This window comes from Streptococcus australis (assembly GCF_901543175.1).
GTDB lineage: Bacteria > Bacillota > Bacilli > Lactobacillales > Streptococcaceae > Streptococcus > Streptococcus australis_A.
Map to the genome: position 1 here is coordinate 1,713,206 of NZ_LR594040.1, position 20,506 is coordinate 1,733,711.

A 20,506-nucleotide genomic window follows, 5' to 3' on the forward strand; every position below is an offset into this window, starting at 1 on the left:
TGTAATTAATATTAAGTTTATTTCGATTCAGACGTTGACAAATGACCTATTCACACAGGCAGAAAATATCATGTCATTAAAAGATTACCAAAAGACAAATATGGTTATTCTGGCGGATGAAGCCCATCACTATTCTGCTTCTACGAAAAAGAAAAATAAAACAGAATTGGAAAAAATCTCATGGGAAAAAAGCCTATTTTCTCTTCTTCACGCACATGCTGATAATCTCTTGTTGGAATTTACAGCAACACTTGATTTTGACGATGAGACCATTTATCAAAAATATCGAGATAAGATTATTTACCGTTATACCTTGGATTCATACATCAAAGAGCGATATTCAAAAAATGTAAGACGCATTCAGACAGGGAATTCCAATGAAGATAATATGCTTAGTACCGTTCTTCTGAGTGAATATCGTCGCAAATTTGCTCTAGAAAAATTTGGGATTGAGATAAAACCAGTCATTCTTTTCAAATCACATAAAATTGATGCTTCCTATGAAGCAAATAATCTATTCAATGGGATGATTGATAGTTTGACTGTGGAAAGTTTAAGATCGTTCCTTATTTCGCAATTGAGAAGTGTATCAGAAGAGCAAAGCCATACCCTACAGCTCGCTTACCAGTATTATCTCGAAAAGGATGATCTTTCAACTGTTGTTCGAGAAATTAAGCGTGGTTTTTCACCAGCTAGAATTCTAAATGCAAATGATTCAGACAGTAGTTCAAAAGGATTGCTAGAAACAGGACAGTATCAAGCCCTCAATTCGCTTGAATCGCCTAATAATCTGTATCGTGTAGTCTTTGCCGTAGCAAAATTAACAGAAGGTTGGGATGTCCTCAATCTTTACGATATCGTTCGTATTAGCAACTTGGGAAAAATGAATGATAAAAGAAATGCTAAATCAACCAATTCCGAGGCTCAGTTGATCGGACGTGGGGCACGATACAATCCTTTCTCCTTAAATCAAAAAATTTCTTACCAAAGACGATTTGATGAATCAGATGAAACAGCAAGTCTTTTGTTGGAAACATTACACTACCATACCCTTAATGAACCACAATACATCAAGAATTTGATGGCATCACTTGACAAGATGAATCTTGCGACTGGAACTGATGAAAAAAATCCTCCAATTGAAATCAAACTAAAACCCTCTTTCAAGAAAACCCAAATCTTTCAAACAGGTAAGCTTTACTATAATGAAACTGAGGAAATTCCTGACAGTCACTATGTGAATTTACGTGCATATGGTATTGAAATTTCTAAGCTAGCCAATGTAACCTATTTTAAATCCACCTATGAAACAGCTTACCTTTCAGCTGAAGCAACAGAGTTAAAAACGTCCCAATTGAGGGGAATTGATATTCGTTATTTTAAAAAATCAATTAGCCGCTCTAACTTTTTCCGATTTGAAAATCTGAAAAGATATCTTCCAAATCTCAAGTCTATGGAAGATTTTTGGGGCGAAAATTGGCTAGATTTGCAAAATCTTACACTCTCTGTCACAACAGAAAAAGAAACCATTGTAGAAGATTTTTCTGCTATGGAAAAGCTGAAAATTGTTGATAACTTTTTTAACCTACTGACTGCCCAAATAAAGGCGGGTTATCGCAAAGCAAGAGGTACAAACCGCTTTATCGGATATCCAATTACAGAATATCTCGTTAATTATCGCAAACGAATACCTAATTATGATACAGCCAAACAGAGTGACTCCTACATTGAACAAAAAGTAGCTAATATTAGTTTTGAAAAATTTGACTTTTTTGCTTATCAATCAGCTATAATCAATAGAAATGAAGAAAATTTAGTTAATGCTATTGCCAATCATATTGAGGAACTAAGAGAACAATACGGTGATGTTTTCCTCGTTCGGATGGACGAAAACATGCTAAAAGGTACAGATAAAGTTGAACAATTGAAATTGCACCAATTTGAAGAGAATCCACGGGAAATCAATTTTTCAGGATTTCAACCAGACTTTATCCTACTTCTTCAAAATAAGTATTACTATCTTCAAATCTTCATTGAACCCAAAGGTGAACAATTGGCAGAAAAAGATAGATGGAAGGAGGAACTTCTTTCATACATCAACGACCATCAAGAAGATTTGATTTTCGAGGATGAAGTTGATGGAGTTATCATCAAAGGACTTAAATTCTATAATCAAGAAAATAGTAAACAAACACTCAATCAATTAGCACAGGTGGCTCTTGAAAAACCACATTTTGGTGGAAATATTAGGCTGGACTTATTCTAAGTAGCAAAAAGACGATTTCCGCTTGGATAATCGCCTTTTTTGCTATTTTATCTTGTACTTGGTATAAACTAATATATATTCCACTAGATAGCATGCTCTATCCCTTGTATCAAAACTATAGTCCCCATTAATCTTTGTGTAGCTATCATAGTTTTTCATTAGAATGGAAGTTTTATCGCACTATCAAAAATCGTTCTTTCTATTCTTTTGATTCCCTCTAAGTTTGGGACTAATCCAGCCTAGCATAGCAATAATACTTTATTTCTTTTCAGGATAAATAACTTAGTCATTAATACAGTGGCTCCTCACTCAAGTATAACAAGGAAGAGCAAAAAAGTCTAGGCGGACTAGACTTTTTTAGCTTATTCTACTGTTACTGACTTAGCAAGGTTACGCGGTTTGTCCACATCAAGACCACGGTGGAGGGTTGCAAAGTAAGCAACCAACTGCGTTGGTACGACCATTGAGATTGGTGAGAGGTAAGGGTGTACGGTCGTAAGGACGATATCGTCTGTTTCTTTAGCAACATTCTCTTCTGCGATGGTAAGGACTTTGGCACCACGAGCTGCGACCTCTTGGATATTTCCACGAGTATGGTTGGCAAGGACCGGATCTGACAAGAGGGCCAAGACAGGCGTTCCTTCTTCAATCAAGGCAATGGTTCCGTGCTTGAGTTCTCCAGCCGCAAAACCTTCACACTGGATGTAAGAAATCTCTTTGAGCTTGAGACTAGCTTCCATGGCTACATAGTAGTCTTGACCACGTCCGATGTAAAAAGCGTTGCGAGTGGTTTCAAGAAGCTCACGAACTTTAGTATCAATCGTTTCTTTCTCAGAAAGAGTTGCTTCGATAGACTGAGCCACGATAGACAACTCACGAATCAGATCAAAAGCTTGTGCTTTAGCATTGCCATTTGCTTCTCCAACTGCTTTTGCAAGAAAGGCAAGGGCTGCAATTTGCGCTGTATAAGCCTTAGTTGAAGCCACCGCGATTTCAGGACCCGCGTGAAGGAGCATGGTATGGTTGGCTTCACGTGAAAGAGTTGATCCTGGCACGTTTGTAACTGTCAAGCTTGGAATCCCCATTTCATTGGCCTTGACCAAAACCTGACGGCTATCCGCTGTTTCACCAGACTGGCTGATGAAGATGAAGAGAGGTTTCTTGCTGAGAAGTGGCATACCGTAGCCCCACTCAGATGAGATTCCAAGCTCCACTGGTGTATCCGTCAATTCTTCCAGCATCTTCTTAGAAGCAAATCCTGCGTGGTAAGAAGTTCCAGCCGCAAGGATGTAGATGCGATCCGCCTCTTGAACAGCCTTGATGATAGCTGGGTCTACCACTACTTGACCCACCTCATCCGTGTAGGCTTGAATGAGTTTACGCATCACCGTTGGTTGCTCATCGATTTCCTTGAGCATATAGTAAGGGTAAGTTCCCTTACCGATATCAGACAAATCAAGTTCAGCAGTGTAGCTAGCACGCTCACGGCTATTGCCATCATAGTCTTGCACTTCAACACTGTCAGCCTTGACAATTACCAACTCTTGGTCATGAATTTCCATGTATTGGTTGGTCTCACGAATCATTGCCATAGCATCTGAGCAGACCATATTGTAGCCATCTCCAAGACCAATCAAAAGTGGTGATTTGTTCTTAGCGACATAGATGACATCTGGATTTTCAGAGTCAATCAAGGCGAAGGCATAAGAACCACGGATGATGTGAAGGGCTTTTTTGAAGGCTTCAAGAACTGAGAGACCATCTTCTTCCGCAAATTTTCCAATCAAGTGAACGGCGATTTCCGTATCTGTTTGCCCCTTGAAGTGGTGACCTGCAAGGTATTCTTCCTTGATTTCGAGGTAGTTCTCAATCACTCCATTGTGCACCAAGACAAAACGTTCAGTCTCAGAGCGATGTGGGTGAGCATTGTCCTCGGTTGGTTTCCCATGAGTCGCCCAACGCGTATGTCCGATACCAGTTGTTCCCTCAACGCCAGTAGTTTTAGCAGACAATTCTGCGATACGCCCTACAGCCTTGACTAGGTGATTTTCAGCACCACCTAGGACAAAAATTCCCGCAGAATCATAGCCACGGTATTCGAGTTTCTCAAGCCCTTGAATCAAAATATCAGTTGCATTTGTGTTTCCAACAACACCGACAATTCCACACATAGTATATACGACACAGACCAGCTGTGCTTTCCCCTTAAATTGGTATAGTCTGATTTTCCTTTTACAGGACCAGCAAAGACAGTATATACTTGTTTTTCTTTCTTGTCAAGCATAAAAATTGGTATAGCTTTTTAAAATGCCAGTAGAGCGCGATTTCACTTGAGAACTGACAAGTAGGACTCGATTACTTATATGACAAGTAGGACTCGATTACTTATAATAGAGAGAGGAGGTAGTTACCATGTGGTTTTTCTTCGCACTTTTATCTGCTGTCTTTGCAGCCTTAACTTCTATTTTAGCCAAAATTGGGATTGAGGGAGTACCGTCCAATCTAGCAACAGCCATTCGTACGGTCGTCGTCATTCTTATGGCTTGGGCTATGGTTTTCCTGACCAATAGTCAGACTGAAATTGTCAACATCAGTAGAAAAAGTTGGCTCTTTCTCATCCTATCTGGATTGGCAACAGGTGCCTCCTGGCTCTGCTACTACAAGGCCTTGCAGATGGGTAATGCGACTGAGGTATCTGCTGTCGATAAGTTTAGTCTCGTCATTACACTCGTTTTAGCCTTTTTCTTGCTACAGGATGTCCTGACGTTTAAAACAATCATTGGCTGTATCCTGATTACGATTGGAACCTTGGTGATGATTTTGTAATCCTCTCCCCCTCCATATATGACCTTCCCCAAAAAAGTTAGATAGTTTTGGGGGTATTTTGTTACGTCTAAATTTATAAGTACAGGAAATCAGCTTCAAGCGTCTAGCAAAAAGGAGAGAACCAAATTGGTTCCCTCCAAGATGTGGTTTTTCATCACCCCACTACACAGTTGACAAAAAACTAATTATCTCAGGTGGCTAACTTCGACTTGAAATTTTGCCTTTCTAAATCTGAATGTAGTAAACCGATGACCTACTTTTGGCTAATCTAAGAGCATCATGGAATCAATAAACAATTTCTTTGTGAAATAACCATTTTTTATTAAGTAAGCTGTATATTTTGCTCTTGTGACCATTTGATCATACTCTTCTGCCGTACATTCCTGAACCAGGCGGCTAGCTTCTTCCAAACTGGACACGACAAAGCCCAAACCTTTTTCACGGATGTAGTCCGCATTAGAAAGATAGTCTGGTACAACCACCGGAATACCCGCGGCTAGATAAGTTGTCAACTTATAAGAAACATTTTCTTTGTAGTAGTCACGCTCTTCCGCAGGATTTTCGGAATTTCCCCATACTAGGCCAAAGCCTCCTCCTTTAGACAACTCCAACAATAATTCCTGCTGAGTTCGCCACCCTTCAAGATGGACTTTTGAATAATCTACTCCCTCTGCTCTCGTAGCATAAACATGAAGGGGGGTACTGTGTTTCCAGTCAACAATATGTGGAAAACGAGATGGGTCTCCTGAGAAGATTAATTTTTTCTCAAATTTTGGAGTATAGAGTTCCAAACCATGGGGAAGATCCCAAAGTTTTTGAACAACATAGTTCTTGACGGTTAATCCTTCTGAAACGAGTTTCTGGTACATTTGTTCTGATGGTACTACCACCACATCACACTTGTTATACATGTCAATGTGAGCCTTCATAAGATAATAATTGCTCTCAAACATTAGTGGCTGAACATCATGGATAAACATCACTATTTTTACATGAGAAAGCTTTAACTTTTCTACCAAGTGATTGTCCCATTCAACACTATTCCATGAAGGAGATTGGAAAAAAACGACATCTCCATAAGATACACCCGCGACAATTCCATCCATCCGCGAGTTCAGTTCTCCCCACGGTTCATGGCTTGCATCATAAAAATAGATCCCCAGCTCATTAACTCCAAACTCTCGAACAATTTTCATGACATTGTTCTGCGCCATTAAGGCCACACTCGTTGATGCTTGCCCAAATAAATTTGTGAAATGTACTTTCATTGTTTTTTAAATCCTCGTCTCAGTAATTGCTCTAAACATTATATCATAATTTACGACTTTTCAAAAGCGTTTATATGCCAATGTTCAAGCTTGAATTAGCTACTTGAAGTCATAATCTCATCATTTTAGAATAATGCTGATCCAGCATTCTATCCGAGAAGACTCATTTTCTAGTTATCAGTTTTAATCCTTTAAGTACAAATCTATAGATAAGGTGGCTAAGATTTTTATTGGTTCTTATCTTCCAAGAACAATAAGGATAGATCCAGTAGATATTTTTCTCACTTAATCTCACAAATTCGGTATTTTTGTTAGCTATGATAGATTGAATGAGTTGTTCCTGTTAAGTATATAATTTTTTGCACCTTTAGATTTCTCTGTTTATCTTGTGATGACTACAAGCTCACGTATCGAATTCTTATGTGATCAAGTCACTCACTTCTTTTTAGAGATTTGAGAAAGTCAGATTTTTCCATTTTTCTTGCCATTTTTTCTTGAACAACCGCTCTTGATAGAGTTTCATTCGGTCTTCATTCTCTAGGAAATAAGGAGTCGGGGAAACCTGAAACTTTAAAATATCCTCTAGACCATAGGGGGCAAAGAGCTCTAAAGTTGCGTCAGCATGCAAGCGAAGGCCTACCGCCGTGCAGCTCTCGGGATACTTACTCATAGCATCACTAGAACTCGTGTAGGGTGCAGTGTGGGGACTGTGTAGGTGCATATAGACCTGATTTTTCAACTCCCACTGATACTGAGGGAAATCTTCTCTCAGCTTTTTCTCTAGGGATACTGTTTCCTCATAAGAAACATCTGGATCAAAGAAAATCACATCCACATCTGTTTCATGGTCAAAAGGGGTTTTGTCTGAAAAGAGATTCCAGATAAAATTTCGAACCGAGCCAGCTGCCAGCCAAGAGTCTTTCAAACCAAGGTTACGGATGATGGTCAGAATAGCCATCATATCAGGATTTTCACTAACACTATCTAGGATTTCTTGTTCATTTTTCATTGTACTCATAGCCCAAATGCTCATAGGCCTTAGCCGTTGCAACCCGTCCAGACCGTGTTCGCATGATAAAACCTTTCTGGATCAGGTAAGGTTCATACATATCCTCCACCGTCTCACGCTCCTCGGCAATATTAACAGAAAGAGTCCCGAGGCCTACAGGACCACCACCATACATCTCAATCATAGTACGAAGGATTTTCTGGTCCACATAGTCCAACCCTTCATGGTCTATATCCAGCATGGTCAAGGCCTTATCCGTAATGACATCATCGATTAAGCCATCCCCCATAATCTGGGCAAAGTCGCGCACGCGCTTGAGGAGACGATTGGCAATACGGGGAGTCCCTCGACTACGGAGCGCCAACTCAGCAGCTGCCTCATGGGTGATTTCCATCTCAAAAATATTTGCTGTTCGCTCAACAATTTCCGTCAAGTCAGCGTGGGCGTAGTATTCCATATGACCTGTGATCCCGAAACGTGCTCGCAGAGGATTTGAGAGCATACCCGCACGGGTCGTCGCACCAATCAAGGTAAAAGGTGGCAAGTCCAAATGGACACTGCGACTGCCTTCCCCTGCACCAATCATAATGTCGATGTAAAAGTCCTCCATGGCACTATAAAGTACCTCTTCCACCGACATGGGCAGGCGATGAATTTCGTCAATAAAGAGGACGTCTCCAGGTTCCAAATCATTCAAAATCGCTACCAGATCCCCCGCTTTTTCAATGACAGGACCTGATGTTTGCTTGAGATTGACTCCCAGTTCATTGGCAATAACAAAGGCCATGGTCGTTTTCCCCAAACCTGGAGGCCCAAATAAGAGTACATGATCCAGTGCTTCATCCCGCATCTTCGCTGCTTCGATAAAGATTTGAAGCTGATTCTTGACCTTATCCTGCCCAATATATTCACGTAAATACTGAGGACGGAGCGTACGTTCTACTAACTCCTCATCCCCCATGATTTCATTATCTAAAATTCTACTCATGGCTCTATTATATCAAAAATCCAAGCCACAAACAAAAAAGCCACCTGATTGGGTGGCCTCTTTAGGGAGATTATTATGAAAAAGAAAAGTTTAGGATTTCATTAAATAAAGGGTACTCAATGAAAATCGAAATCAGACTAGGCAGATAGATGCAAGCATAACTATAGTTAGCTAAGTCGACTCTAACGAAGTATGGTGAGATTTTCGAAGAGTATTAGGAGGTCTTTATTTAATGATTATATAATACACAAGGAGACTTAAAATTTCCTTAATTTTTAAATCAATCACTAACAATTTTCTTTAACAGCTGTTTGACCTGCAATACGTCCAAAAGTAAAGATATCCGTAAGCGAATTTCCTCCTAGACGGTTACCTGCATGGAGTCCACCTGCGACTTCGCCAGCAGCATATAAACCAGGGATAATCTGACCTTTTTCATTCAAAACGTGTGTTGAAGTATCAATCTTGAGCCCACCCATTGTATGGTGAACAGCAGGTTTTCTCGGTGTTGCGTAAAATGGCGCAACCTCACACTTGAGATCAAAACTACCTTTATTAAATTCAGGATCAAAACCTGCATCTACATAGGAATTGTAATTCTTAATCGTTTCCACTAGAATTTGTGGATCCACACCAATCTGAACCGCCAACTCTTCTATCGTATCTGCACGATATAGAGTGCCTGCTTTGACTTGGGCATCGATTTTTTCTTGGCTAGTATTGTAGGCAGTTTCCTTGATACGTTCATCTGCGATTAGATAGAACAAGCCTCCATTATCAATCGCCGCTTGAGATAGCTTGTCTCGGCTACCGTACTCATCTACAAATCGCTTCCCTTCAGTATTTACCATGATGAAGTTTGCTGGAGGAACTTGAAGTCCTGAGAAGAGGGCTCCTGTCATTGGATCGGATACTGGCATCATTTGACTAAAGCCCATACCCACCAAATCTGCACCTACACTTTGCCCTAAAAGAATACCATCTCCTGTTACAGCCGGTGTATTAGATGTGGCAATATCATCTGCAATTTCAGTCCAGTAGGTATTGTATTTTTGTAGCATCTTGGTATTGGCACCAAATCCTCCAGAAGCTAGAACAACAGCATCTGCATTGACAATGATGGTTTGACCGTTTCGACCTTCTGCTCTGACACCCTTGACAGCCCCGTCTTTTACAAGCAATTCTTTAACTGGAGAATCTGTCAAAATCTTGCCACCATGTTCTAGAACATATTTTTGTAGGACAGATATAAAGGCATACCCCATTGGTTGAACCGGCTTATGGCCACGACGCCAAAGGGCTCCAACTGGCATTGTCACTTCACTACGAACAAATTCAACACCGATGTCTTCCAACCAACGAACAGACTCTAGGGCCCGTTCGGTTAAAACAGAAACCAAATCGTATTGGCCATGAATTTCATTTCCTTGTAAATCTTTTCGTTTCCCACCGATATAGGTTTGGATACGATAGAGCAAGGTAGAATCGAACAAATAGCTTGGGTCCTGCAAATACTGTTCAACCTCAATTTTCAAGGCTCTAAAGTCCTCTAAATATTCTGGGTCAATCGTTGATTCATCTGTCGCAATCAATTCTTGAAGCGTATGTGCCTCACCTGGATGAGCTGCGAAGGTTCCTTGCCATGCTGGATCTGGTGCATTCATTGGACCACCTGCACGAACAGTATTTCCTCCAATTGCAGGAAATTTCTCAACAACAATTGGCTTCTTACCAGCTTGTAAGACTGCAGCAGCCGCAGCTAAACCAGCTCCCCCACCTCCTACGACGACAACGTCTGCCTGATAGGTCTTATCTTCTTTATCTAGGGCAGATGGCGCTTTTGAACGCTTGCGTAAAACATCTGGATTTGCACCTGCTTGTTTGACTGCACGCGCAACTCCATCTAAAACACCATTTGAAGTCACAGAAGCTCCTGACACCGCATCAACATTTAATGTTTGCCCCTCAATGATTTCTGCTGGAATACGGGTAAAGACGACATCTGCGATTCCTGAAGATTCTCCAGAAGAATCGATTTCAATTTTTTCAATACGGTCCTCAGAAATCGTAACATCCATCGGCAATTTACCATTATGGCCTTCAGTTGTAACATGGTAAGTCCCCGGTTCAAAGCGAACTTCTTCAGGAAGGTTTAGTTGGTTTGCAATAGATACAAAGCGAAGGAAGCGATAAAAACAACTATCTAGGAAATCAACGGTTCGCTCATCAATCAAATCTCCATTGTCATCAAACGCTCGATGCGCTCGACCAAGTAAAAACTCACTACCTGGCATAACTGTTGCATTTACCCCAGGAGCATCCAGAATCTGACGAAGATGAAGTTGGGCACGTGAAGAACCTTGAATATCGTAGGAAGCTCCGACAATCATGGTCGGCTTTCCGTCTAGTGGATGAATGTTAAAAGACAACCACTCGAGCAAGCTATTCAAACTTGATGGAATCGTATGATTGTGCTCGGGTGTCGAGATAATGACACCATCAGCTTCTGAAATAGCTTTATTAAACTTCTGAATAATAGGTGTATCTGTTTGATCATCTGTTTCATTGAACATTGGTACATCTGTTATTTCTAAAATCTCAATATCCGCTTTCTGAGCAAAATGTCTTTTCATAAATTGCAACAGGTTGCGATTATAGGATTTTTTTGCATTAGTCCCAACAATAGCTACTAATTTCATGGATTGTTCTCCTTTCTTGAAATACTTATGCTTTCAACCATTCTTCCCAGATGAATGATTTTTTTCGATTTGTATCTTCAGGTTTTACTAAAGCTTTTGTTAATTCAACAAAATTTTGAAACTCTGAAAAATGTTCTTCCAGTTCTGCAACCTTTTCAGGATTATTCAAATGACACTCATCATCTAGGACTTGCTCAGAATGACCTAAAAAGAACTCTGTACCAGGCATTACTCTCGCTTTAAGCTCCGGCGCATCTAAAATCTGACGTAAATGTGCCTGCGCTCTAGATGTTCCTAGCAAGCCTAGAGAAGCACCTACAATCATAGTTGGTTTATTGATTAAGGCACGACTAGTATAAGCAATCCACTCCAAAGCAGAGGCCAAAGGTGCTGGTATTGTGTGATTGTACTCAGGTGTTGAAATAATCACACCATCTGTGGCAAGAATTTTTTCTGAAAAAGCTTGAACTTCAGCTGGCGCTTGCTTGTCCTCAGGTTCGTTAAATGCTGGCAATTGTTTGATTTCCAATACCTCAATGTCGGCTTTATCCGAAAAGTGCTTTTGCATAAATTTCAATAGTTTCCGATTGGTTGAGCGATCCGAATTGGTTCCAACGATAGCAACTAGTTTCATCTTGGTACCCCTTTCATTTATTTAATCTACTTTCATTATACTACTTTAGAAAATCTTGTAAATCCTTGATAATAAAGACCGTGTTATTCTATCAGATTATCGTACTTTAGTATAAGTTCGTGAAAAAATTAACAAAACATCTTCATAAACTATTGACCATCTTCCTTAACTATGATATATTTTTGGTGAAAAAATATACATTTAAGGAGGATGTTTTTATGAAAGAGACATTCAATCGTTGGCGGATTTTAGTCGCGTCTACAGCCATTCTTCTTTGTACAGGTGCCGTCTATTCCTTTTCTGTTTTTGCCGGACCACTTAGCAGTTCAACAGGCTGGTCCATGTCTGATATTATGTTAGCATTTGCTATCAACTCTGCAATTGGTCCTATCCCCATGATTCTAGGAGGTTATTTAGTTGACAAAGGTTATGTAAAATGGACCATCGCCCTCGGTGCTCTCCTATTTGCTAGCGGATTTTACTTAACCGGCTATGCCAATTCACCAGCCATGCTTTATTTGACCTATGGATTAATGGCCGGGCTTGGTCAAGGTTTTGCCTATTCAGGTGCCCTCTCCAATTCACTTCGCCTCTTCCCTGATAAACGTGGCTTAGCCTCTGGAATTCTGACAGGCGGCATGGGATTTGCCGCAGTCATCGCTTCTCCAGTCGCAAGCAATCTCATTCAACAACAAGATGCCTTCTTTGCTTTTCGTACAATTGGGCTAGTCTATATTGTTGTTATCATCTGTGCAATTTTCTTTATCAAAGCAGCTCCAAGTGGATACCAACCAGCAGGCTGGAAAGCTCCAGTACAAACTAAGCAAGGAGCTACTAATAAAAACTGGAAACAAATGCTACAAAGTCCTCTGTTTTACATTATCATTAGCATGTTTTTTGTCGGCGCCTTTTCTGGTTTGATGATTGCCTCTCAAGCATCACCAATCGGTCAATCAATGTTTGGACTCTCTGCAGGCACTGCAGCTCTCTATGTCTCTCTTTATTCAATCGCAAACTCTAGTGGTCGTTTTATCTGGGGATCACTTTCTGATAAAATTGGCCGTTCAAAGACCTTATTGATTATCTATTCTGTCATTGTCCTAGCTTTATTCTCCCTAACTATCGTTCCTGGCCAATTCGGGTTTACCTTAGGAATTATTGGGCTTGGTATCTGCTTTGGTGGTGTTATGGGGGTCTTCCCATCTATCGTCATGGAAAATTACGGTCCTGCAAATCAAGGGGTCAACTACGGTATCGTCTTCACTGGATATTCTTTAGCAGCATTTTTCGCTCCTAAAGTCGCTGTTCAAATGGCAATGGCTAATAATGGAAATTATAGTGTAGCTTTTTATGTTGCTGTTGCTTTGGCCTTCATTGGACTTATGCTTACTATTTTTTATATGAAAAAGAAAGCTTAAAACTCGAAAACTTCCTAGATAAGGAAGTTTTTTTGGTATAATAAAAGTAGTAATAGAATATTGGGAGGATTTACCATGGCAGACCGTTCACGTTTCTTACGAGATAACCCATCTGACTTCCCATATGATTTTGAAAAACAAATCTTATCCAAAACGTCTCCTGACACAATCTATCATTGTCATCCTGAACTAGAGATTATTTATGTTACAAAGGGTTCTGCCATCGTTCATATCAACTCAGAACGCTTTGAAAGTCGTGAAGGAGATATTTTTCTTATCCAACCGACCTCTCTCCATGCTATCTATTCTCACAAAGATCAAGAACTATTTTCTACCAACTTTCGGATCCATCTAGATTATCTTGGGAGAAGTCAAATTGATAGCTTTAGCCAACGCTATATCCAACCCATCCAATCTGGTCACTTTTACCTTACTCCTCGAATATCATCAGTCGATAAGGCCTATGATCAAATTCAACCCTGCCTTCTTTCCCTCTTTTCTATCCTTGAAGAAAAAGGCATATACTACGATCTACTCATAAAATCTAAACTATACGAATTGCTTCATCTTCTCTTTAAGTATAGATATGTCAATCGACACTATACAGATGATACCTACCAAAAATACCAAAAACTAAAAGAAGTGATTTGCTACCTTGAACAGCACTACTCAGAAGCCATTCATATTGAACAACTGGCTGCAACATTTGGATATAGTAAAAATCACTTTATGAGTATTTTCAAGCAACATACTGGAGCCAGTTGTATGGACTACCTGCTCCAGTTACGTCTTGAGAAATCCTGTGAGAAACTCGTCCAAACCAATCTCAGCATTCAAGAAATTGCAAGCCAAGTCGGTTTCACCAACCTTTCAAACTTCAACCGTCAATTTAAGCAACACTATCATTTAACACCTAGACAGTATCGAAACCAACAACTTAAAAAGAAAACATGATTCTTTCTCCTTAGTCTTTTCTAAGGAGTTTTTTCAAACAAAAAAGCCACCTGATTGGGTGGCCTCTTTAGGGAGATTATTATGAAAAAGAAAAGTTTAGGATTTCATTAAATAAAGTTAGGAGGTCTTTATCTAATGACTATATGATACACGAGGAGACTTAAACTTTACTTAAGAAAAATAATTATTTTATTTTTTTCGATCTACCCAAATCATTCCTGTGCAATCATAAGTAGATAAGGTTTCAAAACCCAAGGAACGGTAGAATCTCAAGTTTTTCTCTGTTTGGTCTGTCATCAGTTGAATCTGATAGGCATCTTTGTAATCCCCTAAAGCCTCTTTCACCAAGTCGCTACCAATTCCTTGGCGCTGATAGCTAGGCAATACGATCAAATCCTGAACAAAAACCGATGAAAAACCATCTCCGACCAAACGAACCAAGCCCATAACAGCATCACCATCAAGTGCCAGATAAATCGCTAGTGAGTGAGACAAGGCCTTCTCCAGCATTTGGGGTTGATGTGTATAGTTTGTCCAACCGACTGCCTGATAGAGATGCAACACATCTCCTAACTTGACAACTTCTTGCTTTCTAACGCTAATCATGTCACCACCTCTTAGAGTTCTCTCAAACTCTTGTACTGCTGCCCATTTTTATCAAAATTTTCAGGACGCAGCCATGCTTCCAAACGTGTTTTGACTTGAGGCCAGTCCTTATCAATCATAGCCAGCCAATCCGTATCTCTAGTTCGCCCCTTATAAACGACAGCCTGACGGAAGGTTCCTTCATAGACAAAGCCCAAACGTTCTGCTGCTCGTCTTGATGGCAAATTTAGAGCATCGCATTTCCACTCGTAGCGACGATAGTTGAGCTCCTCAAAAACATAGCGAGCTAGGAGATATTGAGCCTCTGTCCCTATCCTCGTCCCCTTAAGTGCTGGTGAAAAGGTGACGGCACCCACTTCTATTACTCGGTTATTCTGATCAATGCGCATGAGAGAAAAAGTTCCCAAGGCCTTACCAGTTGCCTTATCTATAATCGCATAGTAAAAACGGTCCTTACGAGCCAACATCTGATTTAAAAGGCTGACCAGTTCCTCCCTATCTGCCACTGGTTCCTGAAAGAGGTAGGTCCACATCTCCCGAAGAGTATCAGGTCCATAAACAGCTAGCAAATCCTCTGCATGCTTTTCCACCGATAGAGCCTCGACTCGAGCATAACGTCCTTCTAAAAAATCAATGGAAGGCAATTCACCGGGTTTATAATCTTTCATTGTCTCCCCAACCATCTGACCATATTCATTTACTGGCATCGCTTTCTCCTTGTTTTGCTTTTCAAACTTTATAATTGCACATAGTATATCATACTTTCATGCAAACATTCAAAAAATCCTCCAGATTCTAACTCTGAAGGATTCATTTCTTATTTCACAACAATATTAACCAATTTAGTTGGCTTCAATAGTCCAGTGGACTATTGAAGGTGGCAAGATAGAGCTAATAAACTCGTTATTTAACGACAATATTAACGAGTTTATTCGGTACCGCAATCACTTTCACAACTTCCTTGCCGTCGATCTCTGCTTTGACTTTTTCGTCAGCCAGAGCAATTTCTTGCAATTCTTCGCGTGATAGGTCTTTAGCGACCATGAGTTTGGCACGAACTTTTCCTTGGATTTGGACGACGATTTCGATTTCGTCTTCAACCAATTTGCTTTCATCCCATGTTGGCCAAGCTACATAAGAAATAGATTCGCCTGTTGCTGCGAGAGTTTGCCAGAGTTCTTCTGCCAAGTGAGGCGCAAATGGTGCAATCAATTGGATAAAGCCTTTGGCGTAATCAACATATAGCTTGTCTTCCTTGTTAGCTGCGTTGACAAAAACCATAAGTTGAGCAATGGCTGTGTTGAATTTGAGGGACTCAATTTGTTCAGTAACAGCTTTGACTGTTTCGTTATAGACCTTGTCGAGGGCACCATTGTTCTCTGCAACAATTTCCTTGCTTGTAATCAAACGGTAAACACGATCCAAGAACTTACGGCTTCCTTCCAAACCTTCTTCTGACCAAGCAATCGAAGTATCGAGTGGTCCCATGAACATTTCATAGACACGAAGGGTATCGGCACCGTATTGCTCCACAACATCGTCTGGGTTCACCACGTTCTTGAGCGATTTAGACATCTTGGCTGGCGCTTGCTCCAACTCCTCCCCTGTTTCCACATGGAAGAAGGAACCGTCACGTTTTTCAACCTTGTCAGTCGCTACAAGTGCGCCACGGTGGTCACGGTAGCTTGTTCCCAAAATCATTCCTTGGTTAAAGAGTTTTTGGAATGGTTCTTTCGTAGGAACAACTCCAATATCATAGAGGAATTTGTGCCAGAAACGAGCGTAGAGCAAGTGAAGTACAGCATGCTCTGCACCACCCACGTAGATATCCACTGGCAACCATTGTTTGAGGAGATCCTCGTCAGCTAATTTTTCTGTATTGTGTGGGTCGATATAGCGAAGGTAGTACCAGCTTGAACCTGCCCATTGCGGCATGGTGTTGGTCTCACGACGACCTTTGACGCCATCTTCACGAGTCACTTTAAGCCAGTTTATCAAGTTAGCTAGTGGACTTTCCCCTGTACCTGAAGGGCGAATGTTCTTGGTTACTGGCAAGACAAGTGGCAATTCATTTTCAGGAACAGCCGTTGAAGTCCCATCTTCCCAATGAATGATTGGAATTGGTTCACCCCAGTAACGTTGACGGCTAAAGAGCCAGTCGCGGAGACGGTAGGTAACCTTCTTTTGACCACATTCTTTTTCTTCCAACCAAGCGACAATCTTAGCAACCGCATCTTCTTTGTTCAGTCCATCTAGGAAGTCCGAATTGACATGAAGACCGTCTTCTGTATAAGCAGCTTCTGCCACATTACCACCTTCAAGCACTTCTACGATTGGAAGGCCAAACTGTTTGGCAAATTCCCAGTCACGTTGGTCGTGGGCTGGCACAGCCATGACAGCGCCTGTTCCATAGCTAGCAAGAACATAATCCGCAATCCAGATTGGAATTTCCTTGCCATTGACAGGGTTGATGGCATAAGCACCGGTCCAAACCCCTGTTTTTTCCTTGGCAAGGTCGGTACGAGCCAAGTCAGACTTGAGACTAGCTTGGTGTTTGTAGTCAGCAACTGCTTCAGCTTGCTCTGGACTGACGATAGCATCTACCAAATCATGCTCAGGTGCAAGAACGGTGAAAGTTGCACCGAAAAGAGTATCAGGACGAGTTGTAAAGACAGTGAACTCTTTGTCAGTTCCTTTGACTTTGAAGGTTACATTAGCACCAGTTGATTTCCCGATCCAGTTGCGTTGCATATCCTTGATAGACTCTGGCCAATCAAGTTCATCCAAGTCATTGAGCAAGCGCTCTGCATAGGCAGTGATTTTGAGCATCCATTGGCGCATTGGCTTGCGGACAACTGGATAGCCTCCACGCTCAGAAGTTCCGTCAGGAAGGACTTCTTCGTTGGCAATGGCCGTTCCCAATTCTTCGACCCAGTTTACTGGCACTTCCGCTTCATAAGCCAAACCTTTTTCGTAAAGCTTGGTGAAGATCCATTGCGTCCATTTGTAATAGTTTGGATCTGTTGTATTGACTTCACGGTCCCAGTCGTAAGAGAAGCCAAGCGCATTGATTTGGCGTTTGAAGTTAGCAATATTTTCCGCTGTAAATTCTGCCGGGTCATTTCCCGTATCCATGGCGTATTGCTCTGCAGGCAATCCAAAGGCATCCCAACCCATTGGGTGAAGGACATTATAGCCTTGCGCACGTTTGTAACGGCTGAGAATATCCGTTGCTGTGTAACCTTCTGGGTGTCCTACGTGCAGACCCGCTCCAGACGGATATGGGAACATATCGAGAGCATAAAACTTTGGTTTTGACGCATCTGTTCCTGTCTTAAATGTATGATGTTCTGCCCAGTAGCCTTGCCACTTAGGCTCGATTTCCTTATGATTGTAAAAACTCATGCTATTTCTCCAATTTTATGATGTTACTATTATACCATTTTTGGGGGAATTTGAAAGTCGAGAAAGAATCTTTTCCCCTCCATTATCAAGAAAGATTGGCACCGAAAACAATCTTGCTAAGCAGAATAAAAGATAGCTCCGCATAGGAGCTATCTTTTATCAATACTTATTTTCTTCCATCTTCTTACGTCCCAGTTCCCGATAGCTACGGTCACCAACGACATCGACTGTAAACTGACCGTTCTCGTATTCTAGAATGGTCACACTACCATTATCCAGACCATGCGGATGCATGCCATTGATGAGATAAACCATTGTACCAATGGTCATCCCGTGACTCACAACGAGAGCATTTCCGCCACCGTGTTCTTCCATTTCTTTAGCAATTGATTCAAAGCCTTCCTTGATTCGGCTACTGAGTTTTTCCCAGCCTTCAGCCCAACCAGCAGTATCAACCTCTACCAAACCTTCAGCTAGCTCGGCATAGGATAACTGATGAACATGATCCACCTTAAAAACACGAGGAATGACCCCCATAAAAAGATCCCCATCATAGGCTCCATCAAAACTACCAAAGCACCACTCACGGATTCGTTTATCCATACGGTAAGGGATTTTTCCTTGTAAGCCCAGTTCTTCTAGGATAATTCCCATGGTCTGAATGGTGCGCCCTGAATCACTAGAATAAGCTCGGTCAAACTGCAAACCAGACTCTCGTAAGCCAATTCCCAACTCATGGATTCCCAACTCACCTTCTGCAGTCAGAGGCGTATCACTCCATCCTTGAGCACGTCCAATCGTGTTAAACATCGTTTTCCCATGACGGATCAAGTACAATCTTACTTTAGACATTTTCTATCCTCCATTTTCTTCTATTATATCATGGAACAAAGAAATATTCGGCTTTCAACAGTAAAGTCCGCTCTCGTAATTTCCCACAAGAAAAGCTACCCTAACGGTAGCTTTCCTAGGAGATTATTATGAAAAAGTTTAGGATTCTAATTAAATAAAGTTAGGAGATCTTTATTTAATGATTATAGTATACACAGTCATCCTTAAACTCAACTTAAATCGTCTCTCTTTTTTATTAATTTTTAAAACTATGGATTGGAGCTGGGATTTGCCCACCGCGAGAGATGAAATCAACAGACGAAGCCCCGTTGACCTTCATTACTGGAGCTGTCCCTAGCAAACCACCAAGCTCAATCATATCGCCTTCTTTTCCCTTTGGAATAATACGGACGGCCGTTGTTTTCATGTTAATCACACCAATTGCCGCCTCATCCGCAATCATAGCCGCAATGGTTTCAGCAGGCGTATCTTCCGGAATGGCAATCATATCCAGTCCGACAGAACAGATAGCTGTCATGGCTTCTAGTTTCTCTAAATTCAGAGAGCCATTTTGCACCGCAGCAATCATCCCCTCATCTTCAGAAACGGGGATAAAAGCACCTGACAAGCCACCGACTTGGTTACAAGCCATCACTCCGCCCTTCTTAACTTGGTCATTCAAAAGAGCGAGGGCAGCCGTCGTCCCATGCGTACCAACTGTTTCTAGGCCCATTTCCTCAAGGATACGAGCCACAGAATCACCAACTGCAGGAGTCGGCGCCAAACTTAGGTCTACAATCCCAAAGTCGACTCCAAGCCGTTCACTTGCCATTTGACCAACTAGCTGACCAATACGAGTAATCTTAAAGGCTGTTTTCTTGACTGTCTCAGCTACTACATCAAAACTCTGACCACGAACTTTCTCCAAGGCGCGTTTGACGACACCAGGACCTGAAACTCCAACATTGATGATGACATCTGCTTCACCGACACCATGGAAGGCCCCCGCCATAAAAGGATTGTCCTCAACAGCGTTCGCAAATACGACCAATTTGGCAGCTCCCATATCTGATAAGTTCGCTGTTTCCTTGATGATACGGCCCATATCTGCAACTGCAGTCATGTTGATGCCTGACTTGGTTGATCCGATATTGACGGACGAACAGACCTTGTCTGTCTCAGCAAGAGCACGTGGGATAGAATTGATGAGAATCTCATCTCCTTTTTGGTAGCCTTTTTGTACCAAGGCCGAAAAACCACCAATAAAGTCAACACCAATCTCCTTGGCAGCCTTATCAAGTGCCTTTGCCAAAACGACATAGTCCGTCGCATCAGTCGCTGCTCCAATCAAGGAAATCGGAGTCACCGATACTCGTTTATTGACAATAGGAATCCCTAGTTCTGCAGCAATTTCATCTCCTACAGCCACTAGATTTGCAGCTTTAGTTGTGATTTTTTGGTAAATTTTTTCAGCAGCACGTTCGATGTCTGGATCAATACAGTCCAAAAGGGAAATGCCCATGGTGATGGTTCTGATATCGAAATTCTGCTCCTCAATCATGGCAATGGTTTCAGTAACTTGTCTAATATCCATGATGACCT

Annotated in this window: 15 protein-coding genes; 4 read left to right on the forward strand and 11 right to left on the reverse strand. The window is 41.4% G+C overall.

All coding sequences use genetic code 11. From position 1 onward, the window contains the following. Nucleotides 1-10 precede the first annotated feature (10 nt). Entirely contained in the window at nt 11-2,266 is a 2,256-nt protein-coding gene (locus FGK98_RS08790) for a DEAD/DEAH box helicase family protein (protein WP_277871366.1), read from the forward strand. 362 nt (nt 2,267-2,628) lie between these two features. On the opposite strand, the gene glmS is transcribed toward FGK98_RS08790, so the two are convergent. Further along, on the reverse strand, nt 2,629-4,437 hold the full coding sequence (gene glmS / locus FGK98_RS08795; protein ID WP_138100867.1) for a glutamine--fructose-6-phosphate transaminase (isomerizing): 1,809 nt from the start codon (nt 4,435-4,437) through the stop codon (nt 2,629-2,631). 241 nt (nt 4,438-4,678) lie between these two features. Here glmS and FGK98_RS08800 point away from each other — a divergent pair, with 241 nt between their 5' ends. Next, on the forward strand, nt 4,679-5,092 hold the full coding sequence (locus FGK98_RS08800; protein ID WP_125448855.1) for an EamA family transporter: 414 nt from the start codon (nt 4,679-4,681) through the stop codon (nt 5,090-5,092). A gap of 263 nt (nt 5,093-5,355) precedes the next feature. On the opposite strand, the gene FGK98_RS08805 is transcribed toward FGK98_RS08800, so the two are convergent. From FGK98_RS08805 to FGK98_RS08825, 5 genes are all read right to left on the reverse strand, one after another. Continuing rightward, the gene (locus FGK98_RS08805; protein WP_138100868.1) at nt 5,356-6,360 is read right to left on the reverse strand and encodes a sugar transferase; all 1,005 of its coding nucleotides are present in this window, start codon (nt 6,358-6,360) and stop codon (nt 5,356-5,358) included. A 445-nt stretch (nt 6,361-6,805) separates the two neighbouring features. Further along, entirely contained in the window at nt 6,806-7,378 is a 573-nt protein-coding gene (locus FGK98_RS08810; RefSeq protein ID WP_171011136.1) for a nucleotidyltransferase family protein, read from the reverse strand. Continuing rightward, entirely contained in the window at nt 7,359-8,357 is a 999-nt protein-coding gene (ruvB, locus tag FGK98_RS08815) for a Holliday junction branch migration DNA helicase RuvB (protein ID WP_138100869.1), read from the reverse strand. The genes FGK98_RS08810 and ruvB overlap by 20 nt, the downstream gene beginning before the upstream one ends. Nucleotides 8,358-8,644: 287 nt before the next feature. Next, nucleotides 8,645-11,056, reverse strand: coding sequence for a flavocytochrome c (locus FGK98_RS08820; protein WP_138100870.1), 2,412 nt, complete (start codon nt 11,054-11,056; stop codon nt 8,645-8,647). A gap of 25 nt (nt 11,057-11,081) precedes the next feature. Further along, nucleotides 11,082-11,690 carry an NADPH-dependent FMN reductase gene (locus FGK98_RS08825; RefSeq protein ID WP_138100871.1) on the reverse strand — a complete coding sequence of 203 codons (609 nt, stop codon included), beginning with the start codon at nt 11,688-11,690 and terminating at the stop codon, nt 11,082-11,084. 218 nt (nt 11,691-11,908) lie between these two features. On the opposite strand from FGK98_RS08825, the gene FGK98_RS08830 reads away from it, so the two are divergent. Continuing rightward, on the forward strand, nt 11,909-13,108 hold the full coding sequence (locus FGK98_RS08830; protein ID WP_138100872.1) for an L-lactate MFS transporter: 1,200 nt from the start codon (nt 11,909-11,911) through the stop codon (nt 13,106-13,108). A gap of 75 nt (nt 13,109-13,183) precedes the next feature. Then, on the forward strand, nt 13,184-14,062 hold the full coding sequence (locus tag FGK98_RS08835) for an AraC family transcriptional regulator (protein WP_138100873.1): 879 nt from the start codon (nt 13,184-13,186) through the stop codon (nt 14,060-14,062). A 189-nt stretch (nt 14,063-14,251) separates the two neighbouring features. On the opposite strand, the gene FGK98_RS08840 is transcribed toward FGK98_RS08835, so the two are convergent. The 5 genes from FGK98_RS08840 to FGK98_RS08860 all read right to left on the reverse strand — a co-directional run bounded on the left by FGK98_RS08840 (nt 14,252) and on the right by FGK98_RS08860 (nt 20,498). Further along, nucleotides 14,252-14,668: a GNAT family N-acetyltransferase gene (locus FGK98_RS08840; protein ID WP_138100874.1), complete on the reverse strand. Its 417-nt coding sequence runs from the start codon at nt 14,666-14,668 to the stop codon at nt 14,252-14,254. A gap of 11 nt (nt 14,669-14,679) precedes the next feature. Next, nucleotides 14,680-15,375, reverse strand: coding sequence for a GNAT family N-acetyltransferase (locus FGK98_RS08845; protein ID WP_138100875.1), 696 nt, complete (start codon nt 15,373-15,375; stop codon nt 14,680-14,682). Nucleotides 15,376-15,571: 196 nt separating this feature from the next. Further along, nucleotides 15,572-18,073, reverse strand: coding sequence for a leucine--tRNA ligase (leuS, locus tag FGK98_RS08850; protein ID WP_138100876.1), 2,502 nt, complete (start codon nt 18,071-18,073; stop codon nt 15,572-15,574). A 159-nt stretch (nt 18,074-18,232) separates the two neighbouring features. Next, nucleotides 18,233-18,925 carry a histidine phosphatase family protein gene (locus FGK98_RS08855; protein ID WP_138100877.1) on the reverse strand — a complete coding sequence of 231 codons (693 nt, stop codon included), beginning with the start codon at nt 18,923-18,925 and terminating at the stop codon, nt 18,233-18,235. Nucleotides 18,926-19,160: 235 nt separating this feature from the next. After that, on the reverse strand, nt 19,161-20,498 hold the full coding sequence (locus tag FGK98_RS08860) for a PFL family protein (RefSeq protein WP_138100878.1): 1,338 nt from the start codon (nt 20,496-20,498) through the stop codon (nt 19,161-19,163). Nucleotides 20,499-20,506 lie beyond the last annotated feature (8 nt).